Source organism: Streptomyces sp. NPDC057249, from assembly GCF_042669245.1.
Taxonomy (GTDB): Bacteria; Actinomycetota; Actinomycetes; order Streptomycetales; family Streptomycetaceae; genus Streptomyces.
The window spans coordinates 315,492-330,632 of sequence record NZ_JBHUXS010000005.1; the positions used below are offsets into that span (position 1 = coordinate 315,492).

Annotated in this window: 18 protein-coding genes and 4 tRNA genes; 14 read left to right on the forward strand and 8 right to left on the reverse strand. The window is 71.4% G+C overall.

Translation table 11 applies throughout. The features are described 5' to 3' along the window. Positions 1-82 precede the first annotated feature (82 nt). A complete protein-coding gene (locus ACFUJY_RS12220) occupies positions 83-355 on the forward strand; it encodes a GlsB/YeaQ/YmgE family stress response membrane protein (protein ID WP_143626001.1) in 273 nt (90 codons plus the stop codon). A 2-nt stretch (positions 356-357) separates the two neighbouring features. On the opposite strand, the gene ACFUJY_RS12225 is transcribed toward ACFUJY_RS12220, so the two are convergent. The 3 genes from ACFUJY_RS12225 to ACFUJY_RS12235 all read right to left on the reverse strand — a co-directional run bounded on the left by ACFUJY_RS12225 (position 358) and on the right by ACFUJY_RS12235 (position 2,196). After that, positions 358-1,017 (reverse strand): alpha-ketoglutarate-dependent dioxygenase AlkB family protein, encoded by a 660-nt coding sequence (locus ACFUJY_RS12225; RefSeq protein ID WP_383297935.1) that lies wholly within the window; start codon positions 1,015-1,017, stop codon positions 358-360. 25 nt (positions 1,018-1,042) lie between these two features. After that, positions 1,043-1,561, reverse strand: coding sequence for a methylated-DNA--[protein]-cysteine S-methyltransferase (locus ACFUJY_RS12230; RefSeq protein ID WP_383297937.1), 519 nt, complete (start codon positions 1,559-1,561; stop codon positions 1,043-1,045). Positions 1,562-1,707: 146 nt separating this feature from the next. Then, positions 1,708-2,196, reverse strand: coding sequence for a YajQ family cyclic di-GMP-binding protein (locus tag ACFUJY_RS12235; protein ID WP_018519335.1), 489 nt, complete (start codon positions 2,194-2,196; stop codon positions 1,708-1,710). 191 nt (positions 2,197-2,387) lie between these two features. Between ACFUJY_RS12235 and ACFUJY_RS12240 the strand changes: the two genes are divergently transcribed. Then, positions 2,388-2,469 (forward strand) — tRNA-Tyr (locus tag ACFUJY_RS12240). A 49-nt stretch (positions 2,470-2,518) separates the two neighbouring features. Here ACFUJY_RS12240 and ACFUJY_RS12245 read toward each other — a convergent pair. Further along, entirely contained in the window at positions 2,519-3,175 is a 657-nt protein-coding gene (locus tag ACFUJY_RS12245) for an SDR family oxidoreductase (protein WP_383297939.1), read from the reverse strand. Positions 3,176-3,209: 34 nt separating this feature from the next. Then, positions 3,210-4,466, reverse strand: a complete 1,257-nt coding sequence (locus tag ACFUJY_RS12250; RefSeq protein WP_383297941.1) for an amidohydrolase family protein — start codon at positions 4,464-4,466, stop codon at positions 3,210-3,212. Between the two features lie 214 nt (positions 4,467-4,680). On the opposite strand from ACFUJY_RS12250, the gene ACFUJY_RS12255 reads away from it, so the two are divergent. From ACFUJY_RS12255 to ACFUJY_RS12290, 8 genes are all read left to right on the forward strand, one after another. After that, positions 4,681-4,753: transfer RNA gene (locus ACFUJY_RS12255), tRNA-Thr, on the forward strand. A gap of 44 nt (positions 4,754-4,797) precedes the next feature. After that, positions 4,798-4,870 (forward strand) — tRNA-Met (locus ACFUJY_RS12260). An 88-nt stretch (positions 4,871-4,958) separates the two neighbouring features. After that, positions 4,959-5,123 carry a 50S ribosomal protein L33 gene (gene rpmG / locus ACFUJY_RS12265; RefSeq protein WP_003956487.1) on the forward strand — a complete coding sequence of 55 codons (165 nt, stop codon included), beginning with the start codon at positions 4,959-4,961 and terminating at the stop codon, positions 5,121-5,123. Between the two features lie 133 nt (positions 5,124-5,256). After that, the gene (locus ACFUJY_RS12270; protein WP_383297943.1) at positions 5,257-5,709 is read left to right on the forward strand and encodes a MaoC family dehydratase N-terminal domain-containing protein; all 453 of its coding nucleotides are present in this window, start codon (positions 5,257-5,259) and stop codon (positions 5,707-5,709) included. Further along, positions 5,709-6,137, forward strand: coding sequence for a MaoC family dehydratase (locus ACFUJY_RS12275; RefSeq protein ID WP_383297945.1), 429 nt, complete (start codon positions 5,709-5,711; stop codon positions 6,135-6,137). Before ACFUJY_RS12270 ends, ACFUJY_RS12275 begins: the two co-directional genes overlap by 1 nt. Before the next feature lie 144 nt (positions 6,138-6,281). After that, positions 6,282-6,830 (forward strand): TetR/AcrR family transcriptional regulator, encoded by a 549-nt coding sequence (locus tag ACFUJY_RS12280; RefSeq protein WP_383297946.1) that lies wholly within the window; start codon positions 6,282-6,284, stop codon positions 6,828-6,830. Between the two features lie 77 nt (positions 6,831-6,907). Then, on the forward strand, positions 6,908-8,362 hold the full coding sequence (locus ACFUJY_RS12285; protein ID WP_383297948.1) for an MFS transporter: 1,455 nt from the start codon (positions 6,908-6,910) through the stop codon (positions 8,360-8,362). A 72-nt stretch (positions 8,363-8,434) separates the two neighbouring features. Beyond that, a complete protein-coding gene (locus ACFUJY_RS12290) occupies positions 8,435-9,490 on the forward strand; it encodes a UDP-N-acetylmuramate dehydrogenase (RefSeq protein ID WP_383297950.1) in 1,056 nt (351 codons plus the stop codon). Positions 9,491-9,554: 64 nt separating this feature from the next. Here the strand turns inward: ACFUJY_RS12290 and ACFUJY_RS12295 are convergent, their stop codons facing one another. Continuing rightward, the gene (locus ACFUJY_RS12295) at positions 9,555-10,190 is read right to left on the reverse strand and encodes an NAD(P)-dependent oxidoreductase (protein WP_383297951.1); all 636 of its coding nucleotides are present in this window, start codon (positions 10,188-10,190) and stop codon (positions 9,555-9,557) included. A gap of 87 nt (positions 10,191-10,277) precedes the next feature. Between ACFUJY_RS12295 and ACFUJY_RS12300 the strand changes: the two genes are divergently transcribed. Beyond that, entirely contained in the window at positions 10,278-10,877 is a 600-nt protein-coding gene (locus ACFUJY_RS12300) for a TetR/AcrR family transcriptional regulator (protein WP_383297953.1), read from the forward strand. A 31-nt stretch (positions 10,878-10,908) separates the two neighbouring features. Here ACFUJY_RS12300 and ACFUJY_RS12305 read toward each other — a convergent pair whose 3' ends face one another. Both ACFUJY_RS12305 and ACFUJY_RS12310 read right to left on the reverse strand, forming a co-directional pair. Next, the gene (locus ACFUJY_RS12305) at positions 10,909-11,931 is read right to left on the reverse strand and encodes an adenosine deaminase (protein WP_383297955.1); all 1,023 of its coding nucleotides are present in this window, start codon (positions 11,929-11,931) and stop codon (positions 10,909-10,911) included. A 247-nt stretch (positions 11,932-12,178) separates the two neighbouring features. Continuing rightward, positions 12,179-13,405 carry a pyridoxal phosphate-dependent aminotransferase gene (locus ACFUJY_RS12310; RefSeq protein WP_383297957.1) on the reverse strand — a complete coding sequence of 409 codons (1,227 nt, stop codon included), beginning with the start codon at positions 13,403-13,405 and terminating at the stop codon, positions 12,179-12,181. A 224-nt stretch (positions 13,406-13,629) separates the two neighbouring features. Between ACFUJY_RS12310 and ACFUJY_RS12315 the strand changes: the two genes are divergently transcribed. The 3 genes from ACFUJY_RS12315 to nusG all read left to right on the forward strand — a co-directional run bounded on the left by ACFUJY_RS12315 (position 13,630) and on the right by nusG (position 15,010). Beyond that, a tRNA-Trp gene (locus ACFUJY_RS12315) sits at positions 13,630-13,702 on the forward strand. Positions 13,703-13,808: 106 nt separating this feature from the next. Continuing rightward, a complete protein-coding gene (gene secE, locus ACFUJY_RS12320; protein WP_383297958.1) occupies positions 13,809-14,096 on the forward strand; it encodes a preprotein translocase subunit SecE in 288 nt (95 codons plus the stop codon). Positions 14,097-14,167: 71 nt separating this feature from the next. Then, the gene (nusG, locus tag ACFUJY_RS12325) at positions 14,168-15,010 is read left to right on the forward strand and encodes a transcription termination/antitermination protein NusG (protein WP_383297959.1); all 843 of its coding nucleotides are present in this window, start codon (positions 14,168-14,170) and stop codon (positions 15,008-15,010) included. Positions 15,011-15,141 lie beyond the last annotated feature (131 nt).

Below are 15,141 nucleotides of genomic sequence, written 5' to 3' on the forward strand. Positions count from 1 at the left end.
GCCCGCAGGCCGTCGCGCGCAACCGCCCGCCCGTCCCCGGCGTCTTGGCTTCCAGGACGGACGGACGGGTAGGTTCGCACGCATGACCATTATCGGCTGGATCATTCTCGGGCTCGTCGCGGGCGTCATCGCCAAGATCCTGCTGCCGGGGCGCGACCCCGGCGGCCTGGTGGGCACGACGCTCATAGGGATCGTCGGCGCGTTCCTCGGTGGCTGGATATCGTCGCGCTTCCTGGACCGCGAGATCACCAAGGACTTCTTCGACCCGGCGACCTGGGTCGCGGCCATCGGCGGCTCACTGGTCCTGCTGATCGCTTACCGACTGCTCTTCGGCAACTCCCGCGAACGCCGCTGACGTCAGCCGTTCAACCCGGTCTCACGCAGCGTCACATTGAGTCGGCCACCGCTCATCCCCGTGCCCGGAGGGGCGGTGCCGGGCCGGACCACCGGTACCCCGTGGAACGCCCGGCGCGCCGGGCCGCCGAAGACGAACAGGTCGCCGGACGCCAGCTCCACGTCGGTCCACGGCCTGCCCCGGCCCTCCGTGTTGCCGAACCGGAAGACACAGGTGTCCCCGATGCTGAGCGACACCACGGGCGCGTCCGACCGCTCCTCGGCGTCCCGGTGCATGCCCATCCGGGCCGTACCGTCGTAGAAGTTGACCAGCGCGGCATCCGGCGCGTACGCCTCCGAGCCGCCTCCCGGCCCGTACGCCTCCGCCACCGCCGCCCGGCCCAACTCCGCGAGCCAGGCGGGGAACGGGGCCACCGGAGCACCGTTCACATCGTCCGCCGTTCGCGTGTACCGGTACGGCTGCCAGTGCCACCCGAGGCACACCGTCCGCACCGACATCACCCCGCCGCCCGGCAACGCCGTGTGCCGCAAGGGCACGGGCCCCCGCGCCCACTCCCGGCACGCCACCACCAACTCGCGCTGCCGCGCGGGTGACAGCCAGTCGGGCACGTGCACGGCCCCCGGCGCGACGACGGCACGCGACCTCGGGAAGAGCCCGTCCATCAGCGGTGGTCCTTCAACGCCCCGTTCAACGCCCCGCCAGGGCCCCTTCGAGCCCCAGCAGCCGCTCCTTGCGCTCCAGCCCGCCCGCGTACCCGCGCAGCGCCCCGTCCGCGCCGATCACCCGGTGGCACGGCCGCACGACCAGCAGCGGATTGCGCCCGATCGCCGTCCCCACCGCCCGCACCCCGGCGCCACTGGCGCCGACGCGCGCGGCGATCTGCCCGTACGAGACGGTCTCGCCGTACGGAACGGCGTCCAGCGCCGCCCAGACCCGCCGCTGGAACTCGGTGCCCCGCCCCTCCGCGTACACCAGGTCGAAGCGCGTCCTGCGCCCCTCGAAGTACTCGTCCAGCTGGGCGGCGACACCCGCGAACGCCTCCGGTGCGCGCACCCAGCCGTCCTGGACGACGGTGCCGCCCTTCTGGCCCGGCACGGAGAGCGAGACGAGCGCGGTACCCGCCGCTCGGGGAGCCGCTCCCGGGGCCTCTTCCCCGACCAGCAGCAGTTCACCCAGCGGGCTGTCGACCGTCGCGTACATGGTCATGGCCGGTCCCTCTCCTCGTCCGTACGACCGGCCGGAACGCCGTCCGTCACAGACCAGTCTGCTGCGCCCGAACCGTCGGAACCGGCGGTATTCGGACATGCAGTCCGGGCGCGGGACTTCTCGTTCCGCGCCCGGACCACGAGGCTCTAGCGGTAGTTCGCGAACTGCACGTCGAAGTCGAAGTCCTGGGCCTTCAGCAGCGCCTGCACGGCCTGGAGGTCGTCCCGGCTCTTCGAGGTGACCCGCAGCTCCTCGCCCTGGACCTGGGCCTTGACGCCCTTGGGCCCCTCGTCGCGAATGATCTTCGCGACCTTCTTGGCGTTCTCCTGGGAGATGCCCTCCTGGATCGAGGCGAACAGCTTGTACTCCTTGCCGGACAGCTGCGGCTCACCGGCGTCCAGCGACTTCAGCGAGATCCCGCGCTTGATCAGCTTGGACTGGAAGATGTCGAGGATGGCCTTGACCCGCTCCTCGCCGTTCGCCTGCATCAGGATCTTCTCGCCGGACCACGCGATCGACGCGTCCGTGCCCTTGAAGTCGTAACGGGTGGAGATCTCCTTGGCGGCCTGGTTGAGGGCGTTGTCGACCTCCTGCCGCTCGACCTTCGAGACGATGTCGAAACTGGAGTCGGCCATGACGTGTGGCTCCTTGGATCGGGGGTGCTGGAAAGTGCGTACCTGGCGCAGCGGCCGCGTAAAGCCTAGCCACCCCGGGCCGTACGGGCCTCCGAACAATCCGGTGGCGTAGCACCCCCGGTCATCAGGTATTGTTTACGTCGTTGCCAGAGAGCACCGCGGGAAACCGGGACTCGACGGCGGCATCCCTTGGCGGTGTGCCCGAGTGGCCAAAGGGAGCAGACTGTAAATCTGCCGGCTCAGCCTACCCAGGTTCGAACCCTGGCGCCGCCACAAGTAAGGCCCCCGTTCTTCGAACGGGGGCCTTCTTCGTGCGTGCCGGTCAGTTGCCCGCGATGTCCTTCACCGCGACCGTCAACGGCACGTTGCCCGAGATCAGCTCAAGGGTCAGGCCCGCCGTGGCCGGGGTGTCCAGGAGTTCGACCAGGGTCGCCGCCACGTCGTCGCGGGGGACCGGGCCCCGGCCCGTGGACGCGGCGAGGAGGACCTGGCCGGTGCCGGCGTCGTTGGTGAGCATCCCGGGGCGCAGGATCGTCCAGTCCAGGGCGGAGCGGGAGCGTACGTCCGCGTCCGCCGCGCCCTTGGCCCGCAGGTAGACGTCGAACACCTCGTCCCCGGCGTGGTCCGGGTCGGCGCCCATGGACGAGACCACGAGGTAGCGCCGCACCCCGGCCCGTTCCGCCGCGTCCGCGAAGAGCACGGCCGCGCCGCGGTCCACGGTGTCCTTGCGGGCCGTGCCGCTGTCGGGGCCCGCGCCGGCCGCGAAGACCGCCGCGTCGGCGCCGCGCAGCACCTCGGCGACCTCGTCGACCGTGGCCGATTCCAGGTCCAGCACCACGGGCTCGGCGCCCACCGCCCTGAGGTCGTCGCTCTGCCCCGGGTTGCGGATGACGCCGGCCGCCTCATCCCCGCGCGCGGCGAGCAACCGCTCCAGCCGCAGCGCGATCTGACCATGTCCACCTGCGATGACAATGCGCATACGACCGACGGTACGCCGGAGCGCGCCACGCCGCTCACGGCCCGCCGGTGGATTCCGGCCGTCCCTGGCGGGGAAGGCCCGGCCCGCCGCCGGCCTGCGGGTCGCCGTACTCGCGCACCGCGCTGGTCCGGGCCACCACCCGCCCCCGGTGCACCACGATCCGGCTGTACGCCAGCGACAGCGCCCCGGCCAGTCCCTCCCCGCGTACGGCGAGCAGCTCGGCCGGGAAGCCCGCTTCGACGCGGAGCTCGGGGAGCCCCATGACGTGCCGGGCCTCGGCGGACACCGCCGCGTAGGCGTGCTCGGGGCTCAGGCCGCCCTGCGAGGACAGCAGGAACGCCGCCTCCAGCGGGTCGCCGCGCCCCACCGGGTTGGCCGGATCGCGCAGCGCCCCGCCGCCCGCCGCGACCCGGACGCCGGCGTCGCGCAGCAGCCGTACGGGGGCGGCGCCCCGGTGTTCCGTACCGCAGCAGCCGCCCTGGGGGAGGCAGATGACGCTCACCCCGGCGTTCGCCAGCCGCCCGGCCGTCCGGGCGGCGACGTCGACGGGGAGGCGGGCGAGACCGGCGCACGGGCCGATGGTGACCTCCTGGCGCATCCCGCCCGCCAGCGCGGCGAACCGGGCCAGCCGGGCGGGGTCGTCGCCGTCCGTGTGCAGGTCCACGGGGCAGCCGTGCTCGGCGGCGACCGCCAGGACGGCCTCGACGTATCCGGACGGGTCCGGGTCCAGGTCGGGCCGGCCGCCGACCGCGCCGGCGCCCATCTTCACCGCGTCGCGGAGCATCGCCAGGTTGTCCGCCCCGGCGACGCCGGTGAGCAGCCGGGGGACGGCGACCGGGGTCAGGTCGGCCAGGCCGCGCAGCGAGCGCCCGGCCCGGAGTACGGCTTCGAGCGCCGCCAGGCCCTGGGGGTCGCCGATCCGTACGTGCGAGCGCAGGGCGGTCGCCCCGTGGCCGAGCTGGAGCAGCGCGGCCTCCGTGGCGCGCCGCCGGATGTCCTCGGGCCGCTCGGAGGCGGGTCCGGCGCCGTCCGCGGTGAGGGCGGTGTCGCTGTGGGCGTGCGGCTCGGCGGGCGCGGGGAGCAGGAGGTGGCCGCGCAGGTCGAGGCGGGCGCCGGGGGCGGTCAGGCTGCCCGCGGTGCCGACGGCCTCGATGCGGTCGCCGCAGACGCGTACGTCCACGACGCGGCCGTCGGTGAGGCGGGCGCCGCAGAGCGTCAGGGCGGAGGTCTCCGGGCCGCCGGTGGCGTCGGCCGCGTGGTCGTCGGGCTGCCGCGGCTGGCTGTCGGGCATCGCGCTCCTGGGAAGGGGTCAAGATCACGCAGAGTGAGTAGAGCCTAGGGGCGGGCGGGGCCCGGCCGGAGGAGGAGCGCAATAGTCGTACCGGTGCGGCCTTGCTGATCAGCGGTGTGAGGACGCCCGAAGCGGGGTACGGGCCCGGGTTGGCCGGGCGCCGGGAAACGGATTTGGGCGATCGGCGACCGAGCGTGTAATGTCTTCATCGCTCGCCCCAATAGCTCAGTCGGTAGAGCGTCTCCATGGTAAGGAGAAGGTCTGCGGTTCGATTCCGCATTGGGGCTCTGGTGATCGGAAACCCCGCTTCGGCGGGGGGCCCAGTCATCAAAGCGGTGTAGCTCAGTCGGTAGAGCAAGCGGCTCATAATCGCTGTGTCACCGGTTCAAGTCCGGTCACCGCTACTAAAAGTAGCCGATTGTGGGGTCGGTCCTTCGATCGGCTACTCTTTTCTGCGTTCATCCGTCCATCGTCCGTCCAAGGAGCACTCACGTGGCTGCCACCGACGTCCGCCCGAAGATCACGCTGGCCTGCGTGGAGTGCAAGGAGCGGAACTACATCACCAAGAAGAACCGGCGTAACAACCCGGACCGTCTTGAGATGAAGAAGCACTGCCCGCGCTGCAACTCGCACACCGCGCACCGCGAAACGCGCTGAATCAGGCTCGTACACGAGGCCGTCCCCTTCGGGGGGCGGCCTCGTGTCGTTGTGCGGCGGGTGTGGCGTTGAATGGTGCCGGACGCCGCCACAGGCCGGCCCAGACGTTCTTTCATCAGGAGGTTGCGAGTTCATGGCGCTCGACCAGTCCTTCGTGGGACGGACCTATCCGCCCACCGCGCCGTACGAGGTCGGACGGGAGAAGATCCGCGAGTTCGCCGAGGCCGTGGGCGACGCCCATCCCGCGTACACCGACCCCGAGGCCGCCGCGGCGCTCGGCCACGCCGATGTGATCGCACCGCCCACCTTCGTGTTCTCGATCACCTTCAAGGCCGCCGGCCAGGTCATCGAGGACCCCCAGCTCGGTCTGGACTACAGCCGGGTGGTGCACGGCGACCAGAAGTTCGTCTACGTCCGCCCCGTGCGCGCCGGTGACCGGCTGTCGGTCGTCTCGACCATCGAGGCCGTGAAGTCGATGGCGGGCAACGACATCCTGGACGTCCGCGGTGACGTGCACGACGAGTCCGGTGAGCTGGTCGTGACCGCCTGGACGAAGCTGGTGGCGCGCGCCGCCGAGGAGGCGTGATGACGGCGAAGGTGAGTTACGAGTCGGTCGAGGTCGGTACGGAGCTGCCGGCGCGGTCCTTCCCCGTCACCCGGGCGACGCTCGTGCGGTACGCGGGCGCCTCGGGCGACTTCAATCCGATCCACTGGAACGAGCGCTTCGCGCGCGAGGTCGGGCTCCCCGATGTGATCGCGCACGGCATGTTCACCATGGCCGAGGCGATCCGCGTGGTCACCGACTGGACGGGCGACCCGGGCGCGGTGGTCGAGTATGGGGTGCGCTTCACCAAGCCCGTCGTGGTCCCGGACGACGACAAGGGCGCGCGGATCGAGGTCAGCGGCAAGGTGGGCGCGCTGCTGGACGACCGGCGGGTGCGGGTGGACCTGACGGTCATGAGCGACGGCAAGAAGGTCCTGGGCATGTCCCGGGCCGTGGTGCAGCTCGCCTAGGGCCTGTCCGGGGGCGACGCGGCGCGAGGTAAGGGGCACGGTCCATGGGGCCGTGCCCCTTACGCGTACCCCCGCCCGCGACTCCGCCCCACGCACCGCTTGACCAAGTTAGTGATTGAGTACTAACTTACTGCCATGGCAAGGATGAGTGCAGATGAGCGGCGCGAGAGCGTCATCCGCGCGGCGATCACCGAGTTCGCCCGCGGCGGGTACAGCGCGACCTCCACGGAGGCGATCGCCAAGCGGGTCGGCGTTTCGCAGCCGTACCTCTTCCGCCTCTTCCCCAACAAGCAGGCGATGTTCCTCGCGGCCTCCGAGCGCTGCTTCGCGGAGACCCGGCAGGTCTTCGCGGGGGCGGCCGAAGGGCTGGAGGGCGAAGAGGCGCTGCACGCCATGGCCAGGGCCTACCAGCTGCTGGTCGCCGACGACCCCGACAAGCTGCTGATGCAGATGCAGACCTACGCCGCCGTGGCCGCCGCGGAAGCCGCCGGCGACCACGCGTTCGGCGAATCGGTGCGGGCCGGCTGGCTGGAGCTCTTCGACTCCGTCCATCTGGCGCTCGGCGCCGAGGTGAACGACACCACCACGTTCCTCGCGTACGGCATGCTCGCCAACACGCTGACCTCGCTCGGCTTTCCGGCCGGACACCGGATCTGGTCCGGTTTCTACGCCTCCGCCCAGCCGGTCTCCTGATCGCGTCCGACCCCGGGTTCCGCCCGGTTTTCTGCCCGGAAAAGTTAGTAATCAATAACTAACCCTCAGGGGGAGCAGTGAACCAGCAATCGAAAGGCCGCGCGGGAGCGGCCTGGGCCCTCGTCATCACCAGCGTCGCCGGCTTCATGGCGGCACTCGACAACCTCGTCGTCACCACCGCCCTGCCGTCCATCCGCGAAAGCCTCGGCGGAGACATGGAGGAGCTGGAGTGGACGGTGAACGCCTACACGCTCACCTTCGCCGTCCTGCTGATGTTCGGCGCCGCCCTCGGTGACCGCTTCGGCCGCCGCCGGCTCTTCCTCACCGGCCTCACCGTCTTCACCGGCGCGTCCGCCGCCGCCGCCCTCTCGCCCGGCATCAGCGAACTCATCGCCTTCCGCGCCGTCCAGGGCGTCGGCGCCGCGATCATGATGCCGCTCACGCTCACCCTGCTCACGGCCGCCGTGGAACCCGCCCGCCGGGGCATGGCGCTCGGCATCTTCAGCGCCGCGACCGGCCTCGCCGTGGCCAGCGGACCCCTGATCGGCGGCAGCCTCACCGAGCACATCTCCTGGCAGTGGATCTTCTGGCTCAACGTCCCGATCGGCCTGCTCCTGCTGCCGCTCGCCCGCTTCCGCCTCGCGGAGTCGTACGCCCCGGGCGCCCGGCTCGACGTCCCCGGCACGCTCCTCGTCAGCGGCGGTCTCTTCGGCCTCGTCTACGGGCTCGTCAACGCGAACGCCGACGGCTGGACCAGCCCCACCGTCCTGACCTCCCTCGTCGCCGGAACCGCGCTCCTCGGCGCCTTCGTCCGCCACGGCTTCCGGGGCCGCAAGCCCATGCTCCCCATGAGGCTCTTCCGGGACCGCGGCTTCTTCGGGATCAACATCGCCGGCATGCTGATGTACCTCGGGATGTTCGGCGCGATCTTCCTGCTCAGCCAGTACCTCCAGGGCGTCCTGGGCTACTCGCCCACCGAGGCCGGACTGCGGATGCTGCCCTGGACCGGCATGCCGATGCTCGTCGCGCCCCTCGCCGGGATGCTCTCCGACCGGTTCGGCGGCCGGCCGGTGGTCGTGGCCGGCCTCGCCCTCCAGGCGCTCGGCCTCGCCCTCTTCGCCCTGGTCATCGCCCCGGACGCCTCCTACGTCTCGCAGCTGCCCGCGCTGATCGTCGGCGGCATCGGGATGGCCCTGTACTTCGCGCCGGCCGCCAGCCTGGTGATGTCCAGCGTCCGCCCCGGTGACCAGGGCATCGCGTCCGGCGCCAACAACGCCCTCCGCGAGGTCGGCGGCGCCCTCGGGGTCGCCGTGCTCACCACCGTCTTCGCCTCGCAGGGCGGCCTCGAATCCGCGCGGTCCTTCACCGACGGCACCGTGCCCGCCGTCTGGATCGGCTCCGGGGTCGTCGCCCTGGCCGCGCTCGTCGCCCTGCTGATCCCCGGCCGTCGCGCCGCCGGTACGCAGGAGCCCGCCGCCGGGGCGGCCGGGACCGGGACCCACACCGAGGAACCGGTCTCCGTACCCGCCTGACGCACCCCGCGCACGCCACACGGTCCGTGGCCCCGCCCCGCCGGCGGAGCCACGGACCGTACCCTTGTCCCCGTGCAGGAACTCCACGACGCCCCCCTCGCCCCCCTGACCACCTTCCGGCTCGGCGGCCCCGCCACCCGGCTCCTCACGGCCACCACGGACACCGAGGTGATCGACGCCGTGCGCGAGGCCGACGACAGCGGCACCCCGCTCCTGATCATCGGCGGCGGCAGCAACCTGGTCATCGGCGACAAGGGCTTCGAGGGCACCGCGCTGCGCATCGCCACCAAGGGCTTCGTCCTCGACGGCGGCTCCCTGGAACTGGCCGCCGGCGAGGTCTGGACCGACGCCGTCGCCCGCACCGTGGAAGCCGGCCTTGCGGGCCTCGAATGCCTCGCCGGCATCCCCGGTTCGGCGGGCGCGACGCCGATCCAGAACGTGGGGGCGTACGGGCAGGAGGTGTCCGCCACCATCACGGAGGTCGTCGCCTACGACCGGCGCACCCGGGAAACCGTCGTCCTGCCCAACTCCGAGTGCGCGTTCTCCTACCGGCACAGCCGCTTCAAGGCCGAGGCCGACCGGTACGTGGTGCTGCGCGTCCGCTTCGGCCTGGAGGAGGCCCACGGGCTCTCGGCACCCCTGAAGTACCCGGAGACCGCGCGGGCCATGGGCGTCCGGGAAGGGGACCGCGTTCCCGCCGCCGAGGCCCGTGACACCGTGCTCCGGCTGCGCGCCGGCAAGGGCATGGTGCTGGACCCCGAGGACCACGACACCTGGTCGGCCGGGTCCTTCTTCACCAACCCGGTCCTGGAGCAGGGCGAGTTCGACGCCTTCCTGGCCCGGGTCGCCGAACGGCTCGGCCCCGACGTGACGCCCCCCGCCTTCCCCGCCGGCGAGGGCCGCACCAAGACCTCCGCCGCCTGGCTCATCGACCGGGCCGGCTTCACCAAGGGCTACGGCACCGGGCCCGCCCGCATCTCCACCAAGCACACGCTCGCCCTCACCAACCGGGGCGCGGCGACCACCGAGGACCTGCTCGCCCTGGCGCGCGAGGTCGTGGCCGGGGTGCACGCGGCCTTCGGCGTCACTCTGGTCAACGAACCGGTGACGGTGGGCGTCAGCCTGTAGCGCGCGCCGGGCCCCCTGGCCCCGCGCCCCGCTTCCCGTGCCCCCGCGCCGGGCCCCCTGGTCCTCAGTACGCCACGCCCACGCCCTGCTTCACCGACGCCGGGTCGCCGGTCAGGGCCAGCATCGCGTGGGCCACATCGGCCCGGGAGATCGACCGGCCGCTGCGCGGGTTGCCGCCGACGACCGTCCGGTACCTGCCCGTCAGGGGCCCGTTCGTCAGTTTGGGCGGCCGGACCGACGTCCAGTCCGTGGCCGAGGCCGCCAGCGCCGCCTCCATCGCGGTGAGATCCGCGTACACCTCCTTGAGGACCGCGCCGATCACCGAGAGCATCATCCGGTCGAGCAGCGGCTCGTCGGCGGGCGCGGGGGCGACCGGGGCGGCGCTGACCACCAGCAGCCGCCGGGTGCCCTCCGCCTCCATGGCCGTCAGTACGGCGCGGGTCAGCCGTTCGGCGATGCCGTCGGCCTTCCGGCCCCGGGACCCGAGGCCGGAGAGGACCGCGTCCCGGCCCGCCACCGCCTCCCGCAGCGCCTCCGGGTCGTCCACCCGGGCGGCGGTGTGCACCGTGACGTCCGAGAGCGGGAGCGCGAGCCGGGCGGGGTCGCGGACCACCGCCGTCACCTCGTGCCCCGCCGCCACCGCCTGGCGGACGATCTCCTGCCCGATACCGCCGGTCGCACCGAAAACCGTGAGCTTCATGGCACACCCCTTCGAGGTGGGTAAGTATTCACTCACCTCTAGAGTGGGTGGGTAATCACTCACCCGTCAAGTCTCATCGGAGTGCCCATGGAGCAGAAGCCGGCCCGCGTCCGCCTCATCGACGCCGCCCACCAGCTCATGCTCACCAAGGGCCTGGCCCGGACCACCACCAAGGAGATCGCCAAGGCCGCCGGCTGCTCGGAGGCCGCGCTCTACAAGCACTTCCTCAGCAAGGAGGAGCTGTTCGTGGTGGTCCTCCAGGAACGGCTGCCCAAGGTCGACCTGCGTGAGCTCATCGCCGACCCGGGCGCGGGGGAGCGGTCGGTCGAGGAGAACCTCACCGGGATCGCCCGCCAGGCCGCCCTGTTCTACGAGCAGAGCTTCCCGATCGCCGCCTCCCTGTACGCCGAACCGAGGCTCAAGGAGCGCCACGACGCGGCCATGCGCGCACTCGGCACCGGCCCCCACCTGCCCATCCGCGGCGTCGACACGTATCTGCGGGCCGAACAGAGCGCCGGCCGCGTCCGGCCCGACGCCGACACCTACGCCGCCGCCTCACTGCTCCTCGGCGCCTGCGCCCAGCGCGCGTTCGCCTACGACGCCACGGGCACCGGCGAACCGCCCCAGACGCTGGACGACTTCGCGGCGTCCCTGGCCCGGACCCTGCTCAACGGCCTCGCGGGCTGAGCCGCAGGCCACCGGCCCCACAGGCCGGGGCTCAGGCCACCGGCCCCGCCAGCCACGCGTCGACCCCCGCCAGCAGCTCCGCCCGCACCGCCTCCGGCGCCGTGGAACCGCGCACCGACTGGCGGGCCAGCTCGGCCAGCTCCTCGTCGGTGAACGCGTGGTGGCGGCGCACCAGGTCGTACTGCGCGGCCAGCCGGGAGCCGAACAGCAGCGGGTCGTCCGCGCCGAGGGCCATCGGCACCCCGGCGTCGAACAGAGTGCGCAGGGGGACATCGGAGGGCTTCTCGTAGACGCCGAGCGCCACATTGGACGCGGGGCACACCTCGCAGGTCACCCCCGCCTCCGCGAGCCGCCGCAGCAGCCGGGGGTCCTCGGCGGCGCGCACGCCGTGCCCCACGCGGGCCGCGTCGAGGTCGTCCAGGCAGTCCCGGACGCTGGACGGGCCCGACAGCTCGCCGCCGTGCGGGGCGGCCAGCAGGCCGCCCTCCCGGGCGATGGCGAACGCCCGGTCGAAGTCACGGGCCATCCCGCGCCGTTCGTCGTTGGAGAGGCCGAAGCCGACGACGCCCCGGTCCGCGTACCGCACGGCGAGCCGCGCGAGGGTCCTGGCGTCCAGCGGGTGCTTCATCCGGTTCGCCGCGATGACCACCCGGATCGGCAGCCCGGTCTCGCGCGAGGCGGCGTCCACCGCGTCCAGGATGATCTCGATCGCCGGGATCAGCCCGCCGAGCAGGGGCGCGTACGAGGTGGGGTCGACCTGGATCTCCAGCCAGCGGGACCCGTCCGCCACGTCCTCCTGGGCGGCCTCGCGCACCAGGCGCCGGATGTCCTCGGGGGCGCGCAGGCAGGACCGGGCGATGTCGTACAGCCGCTGGAAGCGGAACCAGCCCCGTTCGTCCGTGGCGCGCAGCTTGGGCGGCTCGCCGCCGGTCAGGGCCTCGGGCAGCCGCACCCCGTACTTGTCGGCGAGCTCCAGCAGCGTCGTGGGCCGCATCGACCCGGTGAAGTGCAGGTGCAGGTGGGCCTTGGGCAGCAGCCGTACATCACGTTCCATGGCCGATCACCTTCTGTAGCTGTTACGCTCCGCATTGTGCCGAAAGGCCACGGGCAGGGCTTGTCCGTCGTATGGCCCGCGTGCACATACGAGAAACCCCCTTCGCAGGGGGAGGAGTCACTGCAAGATCCTGCCGCAAGGGTCTCGCACCAGGCAGCCGGATTCATCGAACGAGCGCTTGCCTGAACGTATAAGCGGGTCCCCGGCTCGACCGGGGACCCGCTTATACGCAATGACGGCGTGGTGGTCAGGACTTCGCCTCGCCCAGCAGCTTCTGGAGCCGGGAGACGCCCTCGACCAGGTCGTCGTCGCCCAGGGCGTACGACAGGCGCAGGTAGCCCGGCGTGCCGAACGCCTCGCCCGGGACGACCGCCACCTCGGCCTCGTCCAGGATCAGCGCGGCCAGCTCCACCGAGGTCTGCGGGCGCTTGCCGCGGATCTCCCGGCCGAGCAGCTCCTTGACCGACGGGTACGCGTAGAAGGCGCCCTCGGGCTCCGGGCAGAAGACGCCGTCGATGTCGTTGAGCATCCGCACGATGGTCTTCCGGCGGCGGTCGAAGGCGGTGCGCATCTCGGCGACCGCGTCCAGGTCCCCGGAGACGGCGGCCAGCGCGGCGGCCTGCGAGACGTTGGCGACGTTGGACGTGGCGTGCGACTGGAGGTTGGTCGCGGCCTTCACCACGTCCTTGGGGCCGACGATCCACCCGACACGCCAGCCGGTCATGGCGTACGTCTTGGCGACGCCGTTGACCACGATGCACTTGTCGCGCAGCTCGGGCACGACCGCCGGCATCGAGGTGAACTTCGCGTCCCCGTACACCAGGTGCTCGTAGATCTCGTCGGTCAGCACCCACAGGCCGTGCTCGACGGCCCAGCGGCCGATCGCCTCGGTGTCCGCCTCGCTGTACACCGCGCCGGTCGGGTTCGACGGGGAGACGAACAGGACGACCTTCGTACGCTCCGTACGGGCCGCCTCCAGCTGCTCCACGGAGACCCGGTAGCCCGTGGTCTCGTCGGCCACGACCTCGACCGGGACACCGCCGGCCAGCCGGATCGACTCGGGGTAGGTGGTCCAGTACGGGGCCGGGACGATGACCTCGTCGCCCGGGTCGAGGATCGCGGCGAACGCCTCGTAGATCGCCTGCTTGCCGCCGTTGGTCACCAGGATCTGGGACGCGTCGACCTCGTAACCGGAGTCGCGCAGCGTCTTCTCCGCGATGGCGGCCTTGAGCTCGGGGAGCCCGCCCGCCGGGGTGTAGCGGTGGTACTTCGGGGTGCGGCACGCCTCCACGGCGGCGTCCACGATGTAGCCGGGGGTCGGGAAGTCGGGCTCACCGGCACCGAAGCCGATCACCGGGCGGCCGGCGGCCTTGAGGGCCTTGGCCTTGGCGTCGACGGCGAGGGTGGCGGACTCGGAGATGGCACCGATGCGGGCGGAGACCCGGCTCTCGGACGGAGAAGTAGCAGCGCTCATGACCCCATGCTCGCAGACCGTTTTCCGCGTCGGCACAGGGGTTTCAGGGACCGGACAGCACTCGGACAGCATGCGGACACGAAGCGACCGGGAGCGATCAGCAGCTTTCTGTTCGACGCCGGGCCGCTGAGCACGTACACTCTCCTGTCGTTGGCCTTCACCAGCCGCACCGTTCCTGCACTCGGGTCATCCGGGAACATGCGGTAGGTTGGTGGAATCCACAAAGGGTCGTAGCTCAATTGGTAGAGCACTGGTCTCCAAAACCAGCGGTTGGGGGTTCAAGTCCCTCCGGCCCTGCTACACACTCCTTCGCCAGGATGTGTGCGCATGTACGTACTTCAATGCACCGCCGTGCGGCTCCACCGGGCGCGGCACGGCCACGACCCGGAATCAGGTGAGAAGCGTGACGGACGCCGTGGGCTCCATCGACAAGCCTGATGCCGAGGACGAGGCCCCCGAGTCGAAGAAGAAGACTCGGAAGGGCGGCAAGCGCGGCAAGAAGGGCCCGCTGGGCCGTCTCGCGCTTTTCTACCGCCAGATCGTCGCGGAGCTCCGCAAGGTCGTCTGGCCGACGCGCAACCAGCTGACGACGTACACCACTGTGGTGATCGCGTTCGTCGTCGTCATGATCGGCCTCGTAACCGTGATTGACTTGGGTTTCGCGCGGGTCGTGAAGTCCGTCTTCGGCTGATCCACGCGAAGGGCGCCTGATGGGCGCCCCTTTCGCATGTTCCACCCATATGTATCCAGGAAGAAGCCACCGTGTCTGACCCGAACCTGAACGACGCCGTCGAGCCGACGGCGGGCGCCTTCGAGTCCGCCGAGGACGAGCTCGACAACGTCGAGGCGGCGGACGCCGAGGAGTCGGACCAGGCCGAGGCCGCCGACGCCGACGAGACCCCCGAGGCCGGCGACGAGACGTCCGAGGACACCGCGGACGAGACCGCGGACGCGGCCGACGAGGAGGAGGCCGAGCCGGCCGAGCCCGTCGACCCCGTCACGGCCCTGCGCGAGGAGCTCCGCGGGCTGCCGGGCGAGTGGTACGTCATCCACACGTACGCCGGTTACGAGAAGCGTGTGAAGGCGAACCTGGAGCAGCGCGCCGTCTCGCTGAACGTGGAGGAGTTCATCTATCAGGCCGAGGTGCCTGAGGAGGAAATCGTCCAGATCAAGAACGGCGAGCGCAAGAACGTCCGCCAGAACAAGCTCCCGGGCTACGTCCTGGTGCGCATGGACCTGACGAACGAGTCCTGGGGCGTCGTCCGCAACACCCCCGGCGTCACCGGCTTCGTGGGCAACGCCTACGACCCGTACCCGCTGACGCTGGACGAGATCGTCAAGATGCTCGCTCCGGAGGCCGAGGAGAAGGCCGCCCGCGAGGCCGCCGAGGCCGAGGGCAAGCCGGCTCCGGCCCGCAAGGTCGAGGTCCAGGTGCTGGACTTCGAGGTGGGCGACTCGGTCACCGTCACCGACGGCCCGTTCGCGACGCTCCAGGCGACGATCAACGAGATCAACGCCGACTCGAAGAAGGTCAAGGGCCTGGTCGAGATCTTCGGTCGCGAGACCCCGGTCGAGCTGAGCTTCGACCAGATCCAGAAGAACTGAGCTTTCCGCCCGCTTCTGGACACATGCCTACCGAGCAGGTCAGACAGGCTCTCGAAGCCGGTCTGACCTGCTTGGTTTTTGGTCGCACGGCTATACCCGTTATCGTTGTGCGGTATGCCTGCATCCGGATG

Excerpts from the sequence above, each read along its gene's own strand:
- ACFUJY_RS12245 (WP_383297939.1), bottom strand. The coding sequence starts at position 3,175 with ATGCGCATTGTCATCGCAGGTGGACATGGTCAGATCGCGCTGCGGCTG.
- ACFUJY_RS12220 (WP_143626001.1), top strand. The coding sequence starts at position 83 with ATGACCATTATCGGCTGGATCATTCTCGGGCTCGTCGCGGGCGTCATC.
- ACFUJY_RS12310 (WP_383297957.1), bottom strand. The coding sequence starts at position 13,405 with ATGAGCGCTGCTACTTCTCCGTCCGAGAGCCGGGTCTCCGCCCGCATC.
- ACFUJY_RS12250 (WP_383297941.1), bottom strand. The coding sequence starts at position 4,466 with ATGCCCGACAGCCAGCCGCGGCAGCCCGACGACCACGCGGCCGACGCC.
- ACFUJY_RS12225 (WP_383297935.1), bottom strand. The coding sequence starts at position 1,017 with ATGGACGGGCTCTTCCCGAGGTCGCGTGCCGTCGTCGCGCCGGGGGCC.
- ACFUJY_RS12295 (WP_383297951.1), bottom strand. The coding sequence starts at position 10,190 with ATGAAGCTCACGGTTTTCGGTGCGACCGGCGGTATCGGGCAGGAGATC.
- ACFUJY_RS12235 (WP_018519335.1), bottom strand. The coding sequence starts at position 2,196 with ATGGCCGACTCCAGTTTCGACATCGTCTCGAAGGTCGAGCGGCAGGAG.
- ACFUJY_RS12230 (WP_383297937.1), bottom strand. The coding sequence starts at position 1,561 with ATGACCATGTACGCGACGGTCGACAGCCCGCTGGGTGAACTGCTGCTG.
- ACFUJY_RS12280 (WP_383297946.1), top strand. The coding sequence starts at position 6,282 with ATGAGTGCAGATGAGCGGCGCGAGAGCGTCATCCGCGCGGCGATCACC.
- ACFUJY_RS12300 (WP_383297953.1), top strand. The coding sequence starts at position 10,278 with ATGGAGCAGAAGCCGGCCCGCGTCCGCCTCATCGACGCCGCCCACCAG.
- ACFUJY_RS12305 (WP_383297955.1), bottom strand. The coding sequence starts at position 11,931 with ATGGAACGTGATGTACGGCTGCTGCCCAAGGCCCACCTGCACCTGCAC.
- ACFUJY_RS12275 (WP_383297945.1), top strand. The coding sequence starts at position 5,709 with ATGACGGCGAAGGTGAGTTACGAGTCGGTCGAGGTCGGTACGGAGCTG.
- ACFUJY_RS12270 (WP_383297943.1), top strand. The coding sequence starts at position 5,257 with ATGGCGCTCGACCAGTCCTTCGTGGGACGGACCTATCCGCCCACCGCG.